The organism is Pseudomonas sp. NFPP25 (genome assembly GCF_900116505.1).
In the GTDB taxonomy this organism is placed as follows: domain Bacteria; phylum Pseudomonadota; class Gammaproteobacteria; order Pseudomonadales; family Pseudomonadaceae; genus Aquipseudomonas; species Aquipseudomonas protegens.
Genome location: NZ_FPBG01000001.1, coordinates 112,396 through 127,993, shown reverse-complemented (window position 1 = coordinate 127,993; position 15,598 = coordinate 112,396). Strand labels below are relative to the sequence as shown.

Sequence of the window (15,598 nt, the reverse complement as noted above, 5' to 3'; positions counted from 1 at the left end):
AGGTTCCCGCCCATGTCCAGCCTGCTCGAAAATGCCACTGCGCAAGCGCTGTCCCCGGTAATCCCGGCCACCATGCAGGCCGTGGTCTGCTACGGGCCCGAAGACTACCGCCTCGAAGAAGTACCGGTGCCGATACCCAGCCCCGAAGAGATCCTCACGAAGGTCGAGCTGTGCGGAATCTGCATGGGCGATATCAAGACCTACCGCGGCGCGCCCTCGTTCTGGGGCGACGCCGAGCAACCGCGCTACGTCAAGCCGCCGATGATTCCCGGGCACGAGTTCGTCTGTCGGGTGGTGGCCCTGGGGCCGGGGGCGGAAAAACGCGGGGTCAAGGTTGGCGACCGGGTGATCTCCGAGCAGATCGTGCCTTGTTGGGGCTGCCGCTTCTGCAACCACGGCCAGTATTGGATGTGCCAGAAACACGACCTGTACGGCTTCCAGAACAACGTCCAGGGCGCCATGGCCCAGTACATGATCTTTACTCGCGAAGGCATCGTGCACAAAGTGCCGGACAGCATCCCGCCGGACGAAGCCATCCTCATCGAACCCCTGGCCTGCTCGCTGCACGCCGCCGAGCGCGCCGACGTGGGCTTCGACGACATCGTGGTGGTGGCCGGGGCCGGCACCCTGGGCCTGGGCATCATCGGCGCGGTGCGCCTGCGCAACCCCAAGCGCCTGATTGTCCTCGACATGAAGCCCGAGCGCGCCGAACTGGCCCTGCGCATGGGCGCCGACGAGGTCTGGAACCCTGCCGAAGAAGACGTGCTGGCCAAGATTCGCACCCTCACCGAGGGCTATGGCTGCGACATCTACATCGAGGCCACCGGGCATCACAAGGCGGTCAACCAGGGCCTGGCGATGCTGCGCAAGCTCGGGCGCTTCGTCGAGTTCAGCGTGTTCAACGATGAGGCCACGGTGGATTGGTCGATCATCGGCGACCGCAAGGAGCTGGACGTGCTCGGCTCGCACCTGGGGCCCTACATGTACCCCCGGGCCATCGATTTCATCGGCCAGCGCAGGATCGACATGCGCGACGTGGTCACCCACACCTTCGCCCTGGCGGACTTCAAGGAAGCTTTCGCGGTGATGGAAAGGGGCGAGCGCTCGCTGAAGGTCGTCCTCAAACCTTGACCGGCCCCTGCACAGATGTGCCGCGACCTGGCATCGACCCAGAACAAGAACACAGGAAACCCGTCATGAACCGAGTGATCAACGACCCGGACCAGGTGGTCGAGGACATGCTGCAAGGCATCCTTGCCGCCCACCCGCAACTGCTGCAATACGAAACCAACCCCCGGGTCATCGCCAAGCGCATGCCCTCGGCGCCAGGCCAGGTGGGCATCGTCACCGGCGGCGGCTCCGGCCACGAACCAGCCTTCCTCGGCTATGTCGGCCCCGGGCTGGTGGATGCCGTGGCGGTGGGCGAGATCTTCTCCTCCCCCACTGCAAAGAGTTTCTTCGACGCCTTTCGTGCCGCCGACCAGGGCGCGGGGGTCGCGTGCCTGTATGGCAACTACGCCGGCGACAACATGAACGTCAAGCTGGCGATGAAAATGGCTGCCAGCAAAGACCTTCAGGTACGTACCGTGGTGGCCAACGATGACGTCGCTTCCGCACCGCTGGCAGACATCCACAAGCGCCGGGGCGTGGCCGGGGAGATCTTCATGTGGAAAGTCGGCGGCGCCGCAGCGGCCACGGGGTACGACCTCGACGGAGTGATCCGGGTGGCACAGAAGGCCGTCGACCAGTGTCGCTCCATCGGGGCCGGCCTCACGCCCTGCACCATCCCGGCGGTGGGCAAGGCCAACTTCCAGATCGCCGACGGACAGATGGAACTGGGCATCGGCCACCATGGCGAACCGGGCATCGAAGTAATCCCCATCGAGCCCGCGGCGGCCATGGCCGAGCGCATGCTGGCGCCCATCCTCGCCGACCGGGATTTTCACGCCGATGAAGCGCTGGTGGTGCTGGTATCCGGCCTTGGCGCGACACCGGTAATGGAGCTGTACATCTTCTACGCCGAGGTCGAGCGCCTGCTGCGCGCCCGAGGCTTGAGCATCCACCGCTGCTATGTCGGCAACTACTTCACCTCGCTGGAGATGATGGGGGTGACCCTGACGCTGTTGGGCCTGGACGCCGAATTGCGCCACCTGATCGATCAGCCTTGCCGTTCCATCGGCCTGACCCAGACGGAGTGAGACATGAACCAGCACTTTTTCAGCGCCGATGGCGGCGCCATCGTCAGTGACCTGGTGGCGGTGATCGTCGCCAACCGCGAGTACCTCAGCGAAGTGGACGGTGCCATTGGCGACGGCGACCACGGCATCAATATGGCCAAGGGCTTCGCCCATTGCGGGCGCGCCCTCGAAGGTCGCGAACTGAGCCTGGCCGAAGCCCTGGACGAGCTGACCCTGAGCCTGATGGAAGGCATCGGCGGCTCCATGGGGCCGCTATACGGCAGCCTGTTCATCGGCATGGCCAACGAAGTGCGCGGCGCCGAGCAGATCGATGCCGCAACCTTCGCCCGCCTGCTGCGCGGCGGCCTGACCTCCTTGCAGGACATCACCGAAGCCGGGGTGGGCGACAAATGCCTGATGGACACCCTGATTCCAGCGGTAGAGGCCTTCGAGGCGGCCCAGGGTGCCGGCGCCTCCTTCCAGGAGGCCCTGGATCGAATGAAGAGTGCGGCCTCCCGGGGCCGGGATTCGACCCGCGACCTGGTAGCGCGCATCGGTCGCGCCAGCCGCCTGGGCGAGCGCTCCTTGGGGGCACTGGATGCAGGGGCGGTGTCCTGCTGCCTGATCCTGACCCGCCTCGCCGACTCCATCGGCCAGCGGCTCTGAAGCAGGCCACTGGCGCTACAACTGCTCGGAAATCTCGATCAGGTTCAGGTCCGGGTCCCGCAGGTACACCGAACGGATCGGGCCGGTGGCGCCGGTGCGCGGCACCGGCCCTTCTATGATCGGCCAGTTGGCCTGTTGCAGATGGGCAATCACCTGTTCCAGGGGCACGCTGGCGATGAAGCACAAATCCAGCGCCCCCGGCACCGGCAGGTGGGCCTTGGGTTCGAACTCCTGGCCGCGCACATGCAGGTTGATCTTCTGGTTGCCGTACTTGAAGGCCTTGCGCCCGCCGGCAAAGGTTTCCAGTTGCATGCCCAGCACGCGGACGTAGAAATCCTCGGCGGCAATCGGGTCGATGGTGGTCAGTACCAGGTGGTCAAGGTGGTCGATCATCGAAGACGCAGCTCCTGAAGCGAAAGGAATGGCCCGGGGATTATGCGACCCGGGCCGTCGCTTGAACATGCCCCATCAGGCTTTGCCGCGGTACTCGCGCCGTACCTGCTCGATGTAGCGCACCACCGCCGGTGCCTGCTCGAAACGCCGGTGGATCAGCGACAGCCAGGACGTCGCCGAGCTGCCGCCAATCGGCCGGTACAGCACATGGGGCAGGCTGATGTGGCCCACCACCGACTCCGGCACCACTGCCACGCCCTGCCCCAGGGACACCAGGGCCAGTACCGCCACCAGGCCGCCGGGCTGGGGGCCCAGCTTGGGGGCGTAGGCACCCTGGGCCGCCACCTGCAAGGTGCCGCTGATCTGCTCCGGAAGAATGAAGGTTTCATTGAGCAGGTGTTCGGAGGCGATCTGCGGCAGGCGGCACAGCCAGGATTCATCGGACAGCGCCAGGACAAAGCCCTCGGCGTCCAGGCGAATGGCCTCGACCCCTTCCGGCAATGTCATGGGCGAGCGAATGTAGCCCACGTCCAGGCGACCATCGGCAATCCGCGCCGGCAGCGTCGCCATCGGGCACTCCCGCACGTTGAGGCTGACGTCCGGGCAGTCGCGGCCAAAGCCCTGCACCTGTTTCTGCAACAGCCCGCAATACACCGCCGAGGCCACATAGCCCAGTTCGATATGGCCGATCTCGCCGCGCCCGGCACGCTGGGCATTGCGCTGGGCAAACTCGAACTGGCGCACCGTGGCCTCGGCTTCCAGCAGCAGGGTGGCGCCGGCCTCGGTCAGGCTGACCTCGCGTTGCTGGCGCAGGAACAGCCGGGTGCCAAGGGTGTTCTCCATGTCCTGGATCTGCCGGCTCAGGGTGGGCGGGGCAATCCCCAATTGCTCGGCGGCGCGGGTGAAATTGCGCTGCCGGGCCACCGCCAGGAAGTAGCGAAAGTGACGAATTTCCATGATGGGCATTAGCTCAAAGGTAATGAACTGGTCGCCAGCAGCTAACAAAGACCGCGAAAGGCCGGGATAAGCTGAGCGAACCTTCACAGTAGAGAGCCTCTGCCATGCGCGTCAAACCCCTGTTTCTGGTAATGATCACCTGCTGCGTGCTGCAGACCGCGGCAGCCGAGGACAGCCAACCCGTCATTGCCCACAAGGCAATCCTTACCCTGGACAACGCCCAGCGCCTGCTCAGGGCCGCCCAGCAAACCGCCCAGGCCAAGGGCTGGCCCTGCGCCGTGGCAATCGTCGACGACGGCGGCTGGCCGATACTCGGCGCGCGCATGGACGGCGCCCCAGTGGTGGCCGGAGTCGAGCTGGCCCAGGGCAAGGCACGCACCTCGGCATTGTTCAAGCGGCCCTCCGGGGATCTGGAAAACGCCGTCAATGGCGGCCGCCCCGCCGCCCTCAGCGCCGGCCTGGTGATGATGAAAGGCGCCCAGCCGATCATCGTCGACGGCCAGGTGATCGGCGCCATCGGGGTCAGTGCCGACACCCCGGCCCACGACGATGAAATCGCCCTGGCCGCCCTCGCCACCCTCAGTCGGCAGGCCACGCAATGAACCGCTCCGTCAACCCGCGCCTGACCCTGCTCACCGCCTCCGGGGTCTGTTCGCTGATCGTTCTGGACACCAACATCGTCGCCGTGGCGCTGCCGAGCATCGCCCGTGACCTGGGGGCCAACTTCGCCGATATCGAGTGGGTGGTCAGCGCCTACATGCTGGCCTTCGCCGCCCTGCTGCTGCCCGCCGGCAGCCTGGCCGACCGCTTCGGCCGCAAGCGCACCCTGCTCTGCGGCCTGGGCCTGTTCATCCTCGCCTCCCTGGGCTGCGGTGCGGCGCCCAACGCCCTGCTGCTGGACATCGCCCGGGCGCTCAAGGGGGTGGGCGCGGCGCTGCTGCTGACCTCGGCCTTGGCCTCCATCGGCCATACCTTCCACGACGAAGTGGAACGGGCCAAGGCCTGGGCCTTCTGGGGTGCCTGCATGGGCATGGCCATGACTGCCGCGCCCACGGTCGGCGGGCTGATCACCGAGTACTTCGGCTGGCGCTGGATCTTCTACTTCAACCTGCCGGTGGGTGCGCTGCTGCTGTGGAGTGTGCTGCGCAACGTGCCGGAATCCCGGGATACCCAGGCGGCGCGCCTCGACCCCTGGGGCAGCCTGGCCTTCAGCGCCAGCCTGCTGTGCCTGATCTGGGGCCTGATCGAGGCCAACCGCATCGGCTGGAGCCACCCGGCCACCACCACCCGCCTGCTGGCAGGCGTGGCGCTGCTGGGGCTGTTCGTGCTGATCGAGCGGCTGCAAAGCCGGCCCATGGTGGACCTGCAACTGTTCCGCCACCCGCGCTTCATCGGCGCCCTGCTGGGCATGTTCGCCTACGCCGGCTGTGCCCAGGTGATGATGACGCTGCTGCCCTTCTACCTGCAGAACGGCCTGGGCTTCTCGGCCATCGCCTCGGGCCTGGGCATGCTGCCCTTCGCCCTGACCATGCTCATCTGCCCGCGGATCGGCGCACGCCTGGCCGGGCGCTATGCGCCGGCCACGCTGATGGCCGCAGGGCTGACCCTGGTGGGCTGCGGCAACCTGCTCAGCGCCTGGGCGGTACACGCCGGGGGCTACCTGAACTTCGCCCTGGCAATCGCCGTGACCGGCGCCGGGGCCGGCTTGCTCAATGGCGACACGCAGAAAAACATCATGGCCTGCGTGCCGCGGGAACGCACCGGCATGGCCTCGGGCATGAGCACCACCATGCGCTTCAGCGCCATCATGCTGGCCATCGGGGTGTTCGGTGCGCTGCTGGCCAGCCATACCCAGCAGCTCTTGCAGGGCAGCCTGCACGCCGTGCCCGGGCACTGGCTGGAGCAGGCACCGGAGATTGCCTCACGGGTGGTGGCCGGGGACATGCAGGGCGCGATGGCCGGCTTGCCGCCCGATGCCCGGGCCCTAGTCGAGCCCCTGGCCCGGCAGGCCTTTGTCGGTGGTTTCGGCCTGGTGCTGACGGTGGCCGGGATGCTCGCCCTGCTCGGCGCCCTGGTGGTGGGCCGGCTGATGCGCAAGCCACTGCCCCAGGCGTCGGGGCTGACGCTGAAGCTGCAATAGCCCAGGCACTGCACAAACCGCTGCCGCGCCTGCGGCAACGGTCCTGGCCCGCCCGCTTGCAATTTCACAACACTCGTTCAATTGCTGGGGCAATCCGCCACGGTTAAGGTGCGCCCTTCGCAACGCCCCATTGAATGGATAACGAGGTGAGCGTGAAGCCTTCAAGCGTGATCGTGGTGGGCGCCGGGATTGTCGGCGCCGCCATTGCCTACCACCTGGCCCGCCAGGGCGCGCAGGTGACCGTGCTGGAACAGGACAGCCCGGGCTCGGGCGTCACCCGCCATTCCTTTGCCTGGATCAACCCCCACGGCGAGTTCCCGGCAGCCGCCCGCGCCCTGCGGGCCCAGGCGCTGGCAGACTACCGCCGCCTGCAGCACGAACTGCCGGCCTTGCAGATCCGCTGGTCCGGTGCGCTGACCTACGGCGCGGCCGACCAGCAAGCGCCAGATACCGACGAGCCAACCGCCGAGGCCTCGACCCGGTGGCTGGACCGGGCCGGGGTTGCCCAACTGGAACCCCACCTGCAAGTGCTGCCGGAGCGTGCCCGCTATGCATCCGGCGAAGGCAGCCTGGACCCAGTGGCCGCCACCCGCACCCTGCTCGATGCGGCCTGCACCCACGGCGCCCGGGTGTTCGACCAGACCCAGGTACTTGGCTTGCGGGTCGAAGGCCAGCGGGTACTCGGGGTAAACACCGCCGCCGGGCTCCACCGTGCCGACCAGGTGCTGCTCGCCAGCGGCTGCGCCACCCCGGCCCTGCTCGCGCCCCTGGGGATTCAGTTGCCGGTGCAGGCCTCGCCGTCGATCCTGATCCGCATCAATGCGCCACCGGGCCTGGTCAAGACCCTGGTCTCCAACAGCCAGCTGGAAATCCGCGAAGCGGCGGACGGCAGCCTGCTGCTGGCCGAGGACTATATCGATGCCCAGGGTCCACTGGGGCCCGAGGCCATCGCGCAACAGGCCCTGGCCAGCATCCGCCAGCTGTTCCGTGGCGCCCAGGCCATCACCTTGCGCAGCGTGGAAGTCGGCCTGCGGCCGATGCCCGGGGACCAACTGCCGATCATCGGCCCCAGCACCCGCTACCAGGGCCTGTACCTGGCGGTGATGCACGCCGGCGTGACCCTGGCCCCCACGGTGGCGCGCCTGATCAGCCAGGAACTGCTGCACGGGCAAACCTGCGCCGAACTGGCCGCCTGCCGACCGGCACGCTTCGCCTGAACACCAGCCCCTGTCGCCACACCGCGGCAGGGCCTGCAAGATTTCACGGAATCATCCGCCCTCGCCTGTTGTCCTCTTTTGATTGCACGACTTCTTAAGCGGACCGCAGGAGCTCTTCATGGCGAACATCACCATCGCCCAGCAACTGGCAACCACCCTTGAACAGGCCGGGGTCAAGCGTATCTGGGGGCTGACCGGCGACAGCCTCAACGGCCTCACCGACGCTCTGCACAGCATGCAGACCATCGAGTGGATGCATGTGCGCCACGAAGAGGTGGCCGCCTTTGCCGCCGGCGCCGAAGCCGCCGCCACCGGGCAACTGGCGGTGTGCGCCGGCAGTTGCGGGCCGGGCAACCTGCACCTGATCAATGGCCTGTTCGACTGTCACCGCAACCATGTGCCGGTACTGGCCATCGCCGCACAGATCCCCTCCTCGGAGATCGGCCTCGACTATTTTCAGGAAACCCACCCTCAGGAGCTGTTCAAGGAGTGCAGCCACTTCGTCGAACTGGTGAGCAACCCGGCGCAGATGCCCGAGGTGCTGCACCGGGCCATGCGCAGCGCGATCCTCAACCGCGGCGTGGCGGTGGTGGTGATCCCCGGCGACGTGGCCCTGCAACAGGTGCCCGCCGCCAGCAAGCCATGGCCGGCCCTGCACGCACCGCGCACCCTGCCCGCCCCCCACGACCTGGACAAACTGGTGGAACTGCTGAGCCAGAGCAAGGCCGTGACCCTGCTCTGCGGCAGTGGCTGCGCCGGCGCCCACGATCAGGTGGTGGCCCTGGCCGACGCCCTCGGCGCACCGGTGGTGCATGCCTTGCGCGGCAAAGAGCATGTGGAATGGGACAACCCCTTCGACGTCGGCATGACCGGCCTGATCGGCTTCAGCTCCGGCTACCACGCCATGCTCAACTGCGACACCCTGGTGATGCTCGGCACCGACTTTCCCTATCGCCAGTTCTACCCCAGCGACGCCTGCGTCATACAGATCGACCGCAACCCCCAGGCCCTGGGCCGGCGAGTGCCGCTGGACCTGGGGATCGCCGCCGACGTCGGCGAAACCCTCGCCGCACTGCTGCCGCGCCTGCCCTATAAGGGCGACCGCCGCTTTCTCGAAGAATCCCTCAAGCACTACGCCAAGGCGCGCCAGGGCCTGGACGACCTGGCCCAGCCCTCGCCCGCTGGCCGGCCGATCCACCCGCAGTACCTGACCCGGCTGCTCAGCGAACTGGCAGACCAAGACGCCATCTTCACTGCCGACGTCGGCACCCCCACGGTGTGGGCCGCGCGCTACCTGAAAATGAACGGCCAGCGGCGCCTGCTGGGCTCTTTCAACCACGGCTCCATGGCCAACGCCATGCCCCAGGCCATGGGCGCCCAGGCCGCCTTCCCCCAGCGCCAGGTGATCTCGCTGTCCGGCGATGGCGGCTTCAGCATGCTGATGGGCGACTTCATCTCCCTGGCCCAGCTCAAGCTGCCGGTGAAGATCGTGGTCTACGACAACGCCTCCCTGGGTTTTGTCGCCATGGAAATGAAGTCCGCCGGCTACCTGGACACCGGCACCGACCTGCACAACCCGGACTTTGCCGCCATGGCCAACGCCATGGGCATTCTCGGCCTGCGGGTGGAAAACTCCGAAGAACTGGAAGGCGCCCTGCGCACCGCCCTGGCCCATGACGGCCCGGTGCTGGTGGACGTGGTCACCGCCACCCAGGAACTGGCCATGCCGCCGGCCATCAAGCTGGAACAGGCCAAGGGCTTCAGCCTGTACATGCTCAAGGCGGTGATGAGCGGGCGTGGCGACGAGGTGATCGAACTGGCCAGGACCAATTGGCTCAAGGACAGTTGGTTCAAGATCACCTAGAAAGGCTCTACCCCCGGGCATGCCATCGCAGCCTCTAATGCACCCACATTAGAGGCCTGTGTCCATGAAAAGGGTGGCAGTGGCATCCATCGAGGGTGGCGTTGGGAAAACCACCTCCCCGTCTCGCTTCTCATCCATCAAGACGTTTCGACTGCACGCCAACGGATTGGCCGTAAGCACAAGCGGGACAAGAAAACCGTCGCGTTCCTTCAGTGATCCGATCATTTTTGAGCGGCTCGCCTCTTTCAAGATCGGCAGCGGATGAAGGCATGCCCAAACGTCAGCCCCCCCTCAGCGGCCGACTGATCAGGCGCAAAAAACCTACGCAATATTTTCCTTTAGACCAAATGCCTTTGCTTTTTTGAATGCTAATTCGGAAACGGAAGGTGCATCGCTTTTCCGGCAGGCTAGAGTCTAAATCCGACAAGCACATTGATGTGCCTCTTGCACGGATGCACAGAGACTGGCGGCCTTCCCCTCCTCACAGACAGCCCGCCTCGAAACAGGGAGTGTTATGAACAAGCCGATCAAGAATATCGTCATCGTGGGCGGCGGCACCGCGGGCTGGATGGCCGCTTCGTACCTCGTCCGGGCGCTCCAACAGCAGGTAAATATCACGCTCATCGAGTCTGCGGCGATCCCCCGGATCGGCGTGGGCGAGGCGACCATCCCGAGTTTGCAGAAGGTGTTCTTCGACTTCCTCGGGATACCGGAGCGGGAGTGGATGCCCCAAGTGAACGGCGCCTTCAAGGCCGCGATCAAGTTCGTGAACTGGAGAAAATCTCCCGACCCATCGCGCGAAGATTACTTCTACCATTTGTTCGGCAGCGTGCCGAACTGCGACGGCGTGCCGCTTACCCACTACTGGCTGCGCAAGCGCGAACAGGGCTTCCAGCAACCGATGGCGTACGCGTGCTACCCGCAGCCCGGGGCCCTCGACGGCAAGCTGGCACCCTGCCTGGCCGACGGCACCCGCCAGATGTCCCACGCGTGGCACTTCGACGCGCACCTGGTGGCCGACTTCTTGAAGCGCTGGGCCGTCGAGCGCGGGGTGAATCGCGTGGTCGACGAGGTCGTGGAGGTTCAACTGAACGACCGCGGCTACATCTCCACCCTGTTAACCAAGGAAGGGCGGACGCTGGAGGCGGACCTGTTCATCGACTGCTCCGGCATGCGGGGGCTCCTGATCAATCAGGCCCTGAAGGAACCCTTCATCGACATGTCCGACTACCTGCTGTGCGACAGCGCGGTCGCCAGCGCCGTGCCCAACGACGACGCGCGCGAGGGGGTCGAGCCTTACACCTCCGCGATTGCCATGAACTCGGGATGGACCTGGAAGATTCCGATGCTGGGCCGGTTCGGCAGCGGCTACGTCTTCTCGAGCAAGTTCACCTCGCGCGACCAGGCCACCGCCGACTTCCTCAAACTCTGGGGTCTCTCGGACAATCAGCAGCTCAACCAGATCAAGTTCCGGGTCGGGCGCAACAAGCGGGCGTGGGTCAACAACTGCGTCTCGATCGGGCTGTCGTCGTGCTTTCTGGAGCCCCTGGAATCGACGGGAATCTACTTCATCTACGCGGCGCTTTACCAACTCGTGAAGCACTTCCCCGACACCTCGTTCGACCCGCGGTTGCGCGACGCATTCAACGCCGAGATCGTCTACATGTTCGACGACTGCCGGGACTTCGTCCAGGCGCACTATTTCACTACGTCGCGCGAAGACACGCCGTTCTGGCTCGCGAACCGGCACGAACTGCGGCTCTCGGACGCCATCCAGGAGAAGGTTGAGCGCTACAAGGCCGGGCTGCCGCTGACCACCACCTCGTTCGACGATTCCACGTACTACGAGACCTTCGACTACGAATTCAAGAACTTCTGGTTGAACGGCAACTACTACTGCATCTTTGCCGGCCTGGGCATGCTGCCCGACCGGTCGCTGCCGCTCCTGCAGCACCGACCGGAGTCGATCCAGAAGGCCGAAGCGATGTTCGCCAGCATCCGGCGCGAAGCCGAGCGCCTGCGCACGAGCCTGCCGACGAACTACGACTACCTGCGGTCACTGCGTGACGGCGCGCAGCTGTCGCGCAACCAGCACGGGCCGACGCTCGCGGCTCAGGAACGCCAGTAGTGGAACGCACCTTGAACCGGGTATCCGCATTCGCGGCCACGCACGCTGCCGTGGCGGCCTGCGATCCACTGCAGGCGCGCGCGCTGGTTCTGCAGCTGCCGGCCCTGAACCGTGACAAAGACGTGCCCGGCATCGTCGGCCTGCTGCGCGAATTCCTCCCGGTGCGCGGCGTGCCCTCCAGCTGGGGCTTCGTCGAAGCCGCCGCCGCGATGCGGGACATCGGTTTCTTCCTGGGGTCGCTCAAGCGGCACGGACATGAGCCCGTGGACCTGGTGCCCGGGCTTGAACGGGTGCTGCTCGACCTGGCACGGGTGACCGACTTGCCGCCGCGCGAGACACTCCTGCATGTGACGGTCTGGAACCCGGCGGCGGCCGATGCGCAGCGGAGCTACACCGGGCTGCCCGACGAAGCGCACCTGCTCGAGAGCGTGCGCATCTCGATGGCGGCCCTCGAGGCGGCCATCGCGTTGACCGTCGAGCTGTCCGATGTATCCCTGCGCTCGCCCGCATTCGCGCAAGGGTGCGATGAGCTGGAAGCCTACCTGCAGAAAATGGTCGAATCGATCGTCTACGCGTACCGCTTCATCTCGCCCCAGGTCTTCTACGATGAGCTGCGCCCCTTCTACGAACCGATTCGAGTCGGGGGCCAGAGCTACCTCGGCCCCGGCGCCGTAGAAATGCCCCTCTTCGTGCTGGAGCACGTCCTGTGGGGCTCGCAATCGGACGACCCAGCTTATCGAGAATTCAAAGAGACGTACCTGCCCTACGTGCTTCCCGCGTACAGGGCGGTCTACGCTCGGTTCGCCACAGAGCCGGCGCTCATCGACCGCGCGCTCGACGAGGCGCGAGCGGTGGGTACGCAGGGCGAGCACGTCCGGGCTGGGCTGACAGCCCTCGAGCGGGTCTTCAAGGTCCTGCTGCGCTTCCGGGCGCCTCACCTCAAATTGGCGGAGCGGGCATACGAAGCCGGGCGCAGCGGCCCCACAACCGGCAGCGGGGGCTACGCGCCCAGCATGCTCGGCGACCTACTCACGCTCACCTGTGCCGCGCGGTCCCGCATCCGCGCCGCGCTCGATGAATCCTGATGCGCGCGACCCAGTGTTATTTCACAAGGAGAGTTTGCCCCCATGACTCAGAAGAGCCCCGCGAACGGACACGATAGCAACCACTTCGACGTAATCATCCTCGGTTCGGGCATGTCCGGTACCCAGATGGGGGCCATCCTGGCCAAACAACAGTTTCGCGTGCTGATCATCGAGCAGTCGTCGCACCCGCGGTTCACGATCGGCGAATCGTCGATCCCCGAAACGTCTCTCATGAACCGCATCATCGCTGATCGCTACGACATTCCGGAGCTCGGCCACATCACCTCGTTCTACTCGACGCAGCGTTACGTTTCGTCGAGCACGGGCATCAAGCGCAACTTCGGCTTCGTGTTCCACAAACCTGGCCAGGAGCACGACCCGAAGGAGTTCACCCAGTGCGTCATTCCCGAGCTGCCGTGGGGGCCGGAGAGCCATTATTACCGGCAGGACGTCGACGCCTATCTGTTGCAAGCGGCCATCAAATATGGCTGCACGGTCCGCCAGAAGACGAGCGTGACCGAATATCACGCGGACAAGGACGGCGTCGCGGTGACCACCGCCGAGGGCGAGCGGTTCACCGGCCGGTACATGATCGACTGCGGAGGACCCGGCGCGCCGCTGGCGACCAAGTTCGGGCTCCGCGAAGAGCCGTGTCGCTTCAAGACGCACTCGCGCAGCCTCTACACGCACATGCTCGGGGTCAAGCCGTTCGACGACATCTTCAAGGTCAAGGGGCAGCGCTGGCGCTGGCACGAAGGAACCTTGCACCACATGTTCACCGGCGGCTGGCTCTGGGTGATTCCGTTCAACAACCACCCGCGCTCGACCAATAACCTGGTGAGCGTCGGCCTGCAGCTCGACCCGCGTGTCTACCCGAAAACCGACATTCCTGCGCAGCAGGAATTCGACGAGTTCCTCGCGCGGTTCCCGAGCATCGGCGCTCAGTTCCGGGACGCCGTGCCAGTGCGCGACTGGGTCAAGACCGATCGCCTGCAGTTCTCGTCGAACGCCTGCGTCGGCGACCGCTACTGCCTGATGCTGCACGCGAACGGGTTCATCGACCCGCTCTTCTCCCGGGGGCTCGAAAACACCGCGGTGACCATCCACGCGCTCGCGGCGCGCCTCATCAAGGCGCTACGCGACGACGACTTCTCCCCCGAGCGCTTCGAGTACATCGAGCGCCTGCAGCAAAAGCTTTTGGACCACAACGACGACTTCGTCAGCTGCTGCTACACGGCGTTCTCGGACTTCCGCCTATGGGACGCGTTCCACCGGCTGTGGGCGGTCGGCACTATCCTCGGGCAGTTCCGGCTGGTGCAAGCCCACGCGAGGTTTCGCGCGTCGCGCGACGAGGGCGACCTCGATCACCTCGACAACGACCCGCCGTACCTCGGGTACCTGTGCGCGGACATGGAGCAGTACTACCAGTTGTTCAACGACGCCAAAGCCGAGGTCGAGGCTGTGAGCGCCGGGCACAAGTCGGCTGAGGAGGCCGCGTTGCGGATTCACGCCCTCATCGACGAACGAGACTTCGCCAAGCCGATGTTCGGCTTCGGGTACTGCATCACCGGGGACAAGCCGCAGCTCAACAACTCGAAGTACAGCCTGATACCGGCGATGAAGCTGATGTACTGGACGCAAACCCGCGCGCCGGCAGAGGTGAAGAAGTACTTCGACTACAACCCGATGTTCGCGCTGCTCAAGGCGTACATCACCACCCGCATCGGCTTGGCTCTGAAGAAGTAGTCGGCCAAGGACGGCACACACGCGATGAACAACATTCAATTGGATCAAGCGAGCGTCAAGAAGCATCCCCCGGGGGCGTACGACGCGACCACACGCGTGGCCGCGAGCTGGTACGTCGCGATGCGCTCGAACGACCTCAGGGACAAGCCGAAGGAGTTGACGCTTTTTGGCCGTCCGTACGTGGCGTGGCGCGCAGCGACGGGGCAGGCCGTGGTGATGGACCGCCACTGCTCGCACCTGGGCGCGAACCTGGCTGACGGGCGGATCAAAGACGGGTGCATCCAGTGCCCGTTTCACCACTGGCGCTACGACGAGCAAGGCAAGTGCGTTCACATCCCCGGCCACAGCGAGGTGGTGCGCCAGCTGGAGCCGGTGCCACGCGCGGCGCGCCAGCCGACGTTGGTCACCACCGAGCGATACGGCTACGTGTGGGTCTGGTACGGCTCCCCGCAGCCGCTGCACCCGCTGCCCGAAATCACCGCAGCCGACGTCGACAACGGCGACTTCATGCACCTGCACTTCGCGTTCGAGACGACGACGGCGGTCTTGCGGATCGTCGAGAACTTCTACGACGCACAGCACGCAACCCCCGTGCACGCGCTCCCGATCTCGGCCTTCGAGCTCAAGCTCTTCGACGACTGGAGCCGGTGGCCGGAGGTTGAGTCGCTGGCCCGGGCGGGCGCGTGGTTCGGTGCCGGGATCGACTTCCAGGTGAACCGCTACTTCGGCCCCCTCGGCATGCTGTCGCGCGCGCTCGGCCTGAACATGTCGCAGATGAACCTGCACTTCGATGGCTACCCCGGCGGGTGCGTCATGACCGTTGCCCTGGACGCAGACGTCAAATACAAACTGCTCCAGTGTGTGACACCGGTGAGCGACGGCAAGAACATCATGCACATGCTCATCTCGATCAAGAAGGTGGGCGGCGTCCTGCGCCGTGCGACCGACTTCGTGCTGTTCGGGCTGCAGACCAGACAGGCAGCGGGGTACGACGTCAAAATCTGGAACGGGATGAAGCCCGACGGCGGCGGCGCGTACAGCAAGTACGACAAGCTCGTGCTCAAGTACCGTGCGTTCTACCGCGGCTGGGTCGACCGTGTCGCGAGTGAGCAGTAATGCGTGAGGCCGAGCCGGTAGCGGTCGCGTCGCGCTGCCCGGCGCTTGCGAACCTTTCGAGCTGCGTCACGGAGATCACGGCGTACGGCGCGGCGGGCCCGCTTGGGCT

General features: G+C 65.8%; 13 protein-coding genes. 11 read left to right on the top strand and 2 right to left on the bottom strand.

The genetic code is table 11. The annotated features are described in order from the left end of the window. Nucleotides 1-12 precede the first annotated feature (12 nt). From BM382_RS00475 to dhaL, 3 genes are all read left to right on the top strand, one after another. Nucleotides 13-1,131, top strand: a complete 1,119-nt coding sequence (locus BM382_RS00475; protein WP_072441309.1) for an MDR/zinc-dependent alcohol dehydrogenase-like family protein — start codon at nt 13-15, stop codon at nt 1,129-1,131. Nucleotides 1,132-1,196: 65 nt separating this feature from the next. Continuing rightward, nucleotides 1,197-2,198, top strand: coding sequence for a dihydroxyacetone kinase subunit DhaK (locus BM382_RS00470; protein WP_072441306.1), 1,002 nt, complete (start codon nt 1,197-1,199; stop codon nt 2,196-2,198). Between the two features lie 3 nt (nt 2,199-2,201). Continuing rightward, a complete protein-coding gene (gene dhaL / locus BM382_RS00465) occupies nt 2,202-2,843 on the top strand; it encodes a dihydroxyacetone kinase subunit DhaL (RefSeq protein ID WP_072441303.1) in 642 nt (213 codons plus the stop codon). Nucleotides 2,844-2,858: 15 nt separating this feature from the next. On the opposite strand, the gene BM382_RS00460 is transcribed toward dhaL, so the two are convergent. Next, the gene (locus BM382_RS00460) at nt 2,859-3,236 is read right to left on the bottom strand and encodes a VOC family protein (protein ID WP_011061875.1); all 378 of its coding nucleotides are present in this window, start codon (nt 3,234-3,236) and stop codon (nt 2,859-2,861) included. A 75-nt stretch (nt 3,237-3,311) separates the two neighbouring features. Further along, nucleotides 3,312-4,193, bottom strand: coding sequence for a LysR family transcriptional regulator (locus tag BM382_RS00455; protein WP_011061876.1), 882 nt, complete (start codon nt 4,191-4,193; stop codon nt 3,312-3,314). Nucleotides 4,194-4,297: 104 nt separating this feature from the next. Between BM382_RS00455 and BM382_RS00450 the strand changes: the two genes are divergently transcribed. The 8 genes from BM382_RS00450 to BM382_RS00410 all read left to right on the top strand — a co-directional run bounded on the left by BM382_RS00450 (nt 4,298) and on the right by BM382_RS00410 (nt 15,489). Then, a complete protein-coding gene (locus BM382_RS00450; protein WP_041118830.1) occupies nt 4,298-4,795 on the top strand; it encodes a GlcG/HbpS family heme-binding protein in 498 nt (165 codons plus the stop codon). Further along, a complete protein-coding gene (locus BM382_RS00445; RefSeq protein ID WP_072441300.1) occupies nt 4,792-6,333 on the top strand; it encodes an MFS transporter in 1,542 nt (513 codons plus the stop codon). Before BM382_RS00450 ends, BM382_RS00445 begins: the two co-directional genes overlap by 4 nt. A 152-nt stretch (nt 6,334-6,485) precedes the next feature. Next, on the top strand, nt 6,486-7,550 hold the full coding sequence (locus BM382_RS00440; RefSeq protein WP_239690436.1) for an NAD(P)/FAD-dependent oxidoreductase: 1,065 nt from the start codon (nt 6,486-6,488) through the stop codon (nt 7,548-7,550). A gap of 118 nt (nt 7,551-7,668) precedes the next feature. Further along, entirely contained in the window at nt 7,669-9,414 is a 1,746-nt protein-coding gene (gene poxB, locus BM382_RS00435; protein ID WP_072441294.1) for a ubiquinone-dependent pyruvate dehydrogenase, read from the top strand. 514 nt (nt 9,415-9,928) lie between these two features. Continuing rightward, nucleotides 9,929-11,542, top strand: coding sequence for a tryptophan halogenase family protein (locus BM382_RS00425; RefSeq protein WP_011061881.1), 1,614 nt, complete (start codon nt 9,929-9,931; stop codon nt 11,540-11,542). Next, nucleotides 11,542-12,627: a monodechloroaminopyrrolnitrin synthase PrnB family protein gene (locus tag BM382_RS00420; protein ID WP_053159249.1), complete on the top strand. Its 1,086-nt coding sequence runs from the start codon at nt 11,542-11,544 to the stop codon at nt 12,625-12,627. Before BM382_RS00425 ends, BM382_RS00420 begins: the two co-directional genes overlap by 1 nt. Before the next feature lie 42 nt (nt 12,628-12,669). Continuing rightward, complete coding sequence (locus BM382_RS00415; RefSeq protein WP_011061883.1) at nt 12,670-14,373, top strand: NAD(P)/FAD-dependent oxidoreductase; 1,704 nt, start codon at nt 12,670-12,672, stop codon at nt 14,371-14,373. Nucleotides 14,374-14,397: 24 nt separating this feature from the next. Beyond that, the gene (locus BM382_RS00410) at nt 14,398-15,489 is read left to right on the top strand and encodes a Rieske 2Fe-2S domain-containing protein (RefSeq protein WP_072441291.1); all 1,092 of its coding nucleotides are present in this window, start codon (nt 14,398-14,400) and stop codon (nt 15,487-15,489) included. The last annotated feature ends 109 nt before the right edge of the window (nt 15,490-15,598 follow it).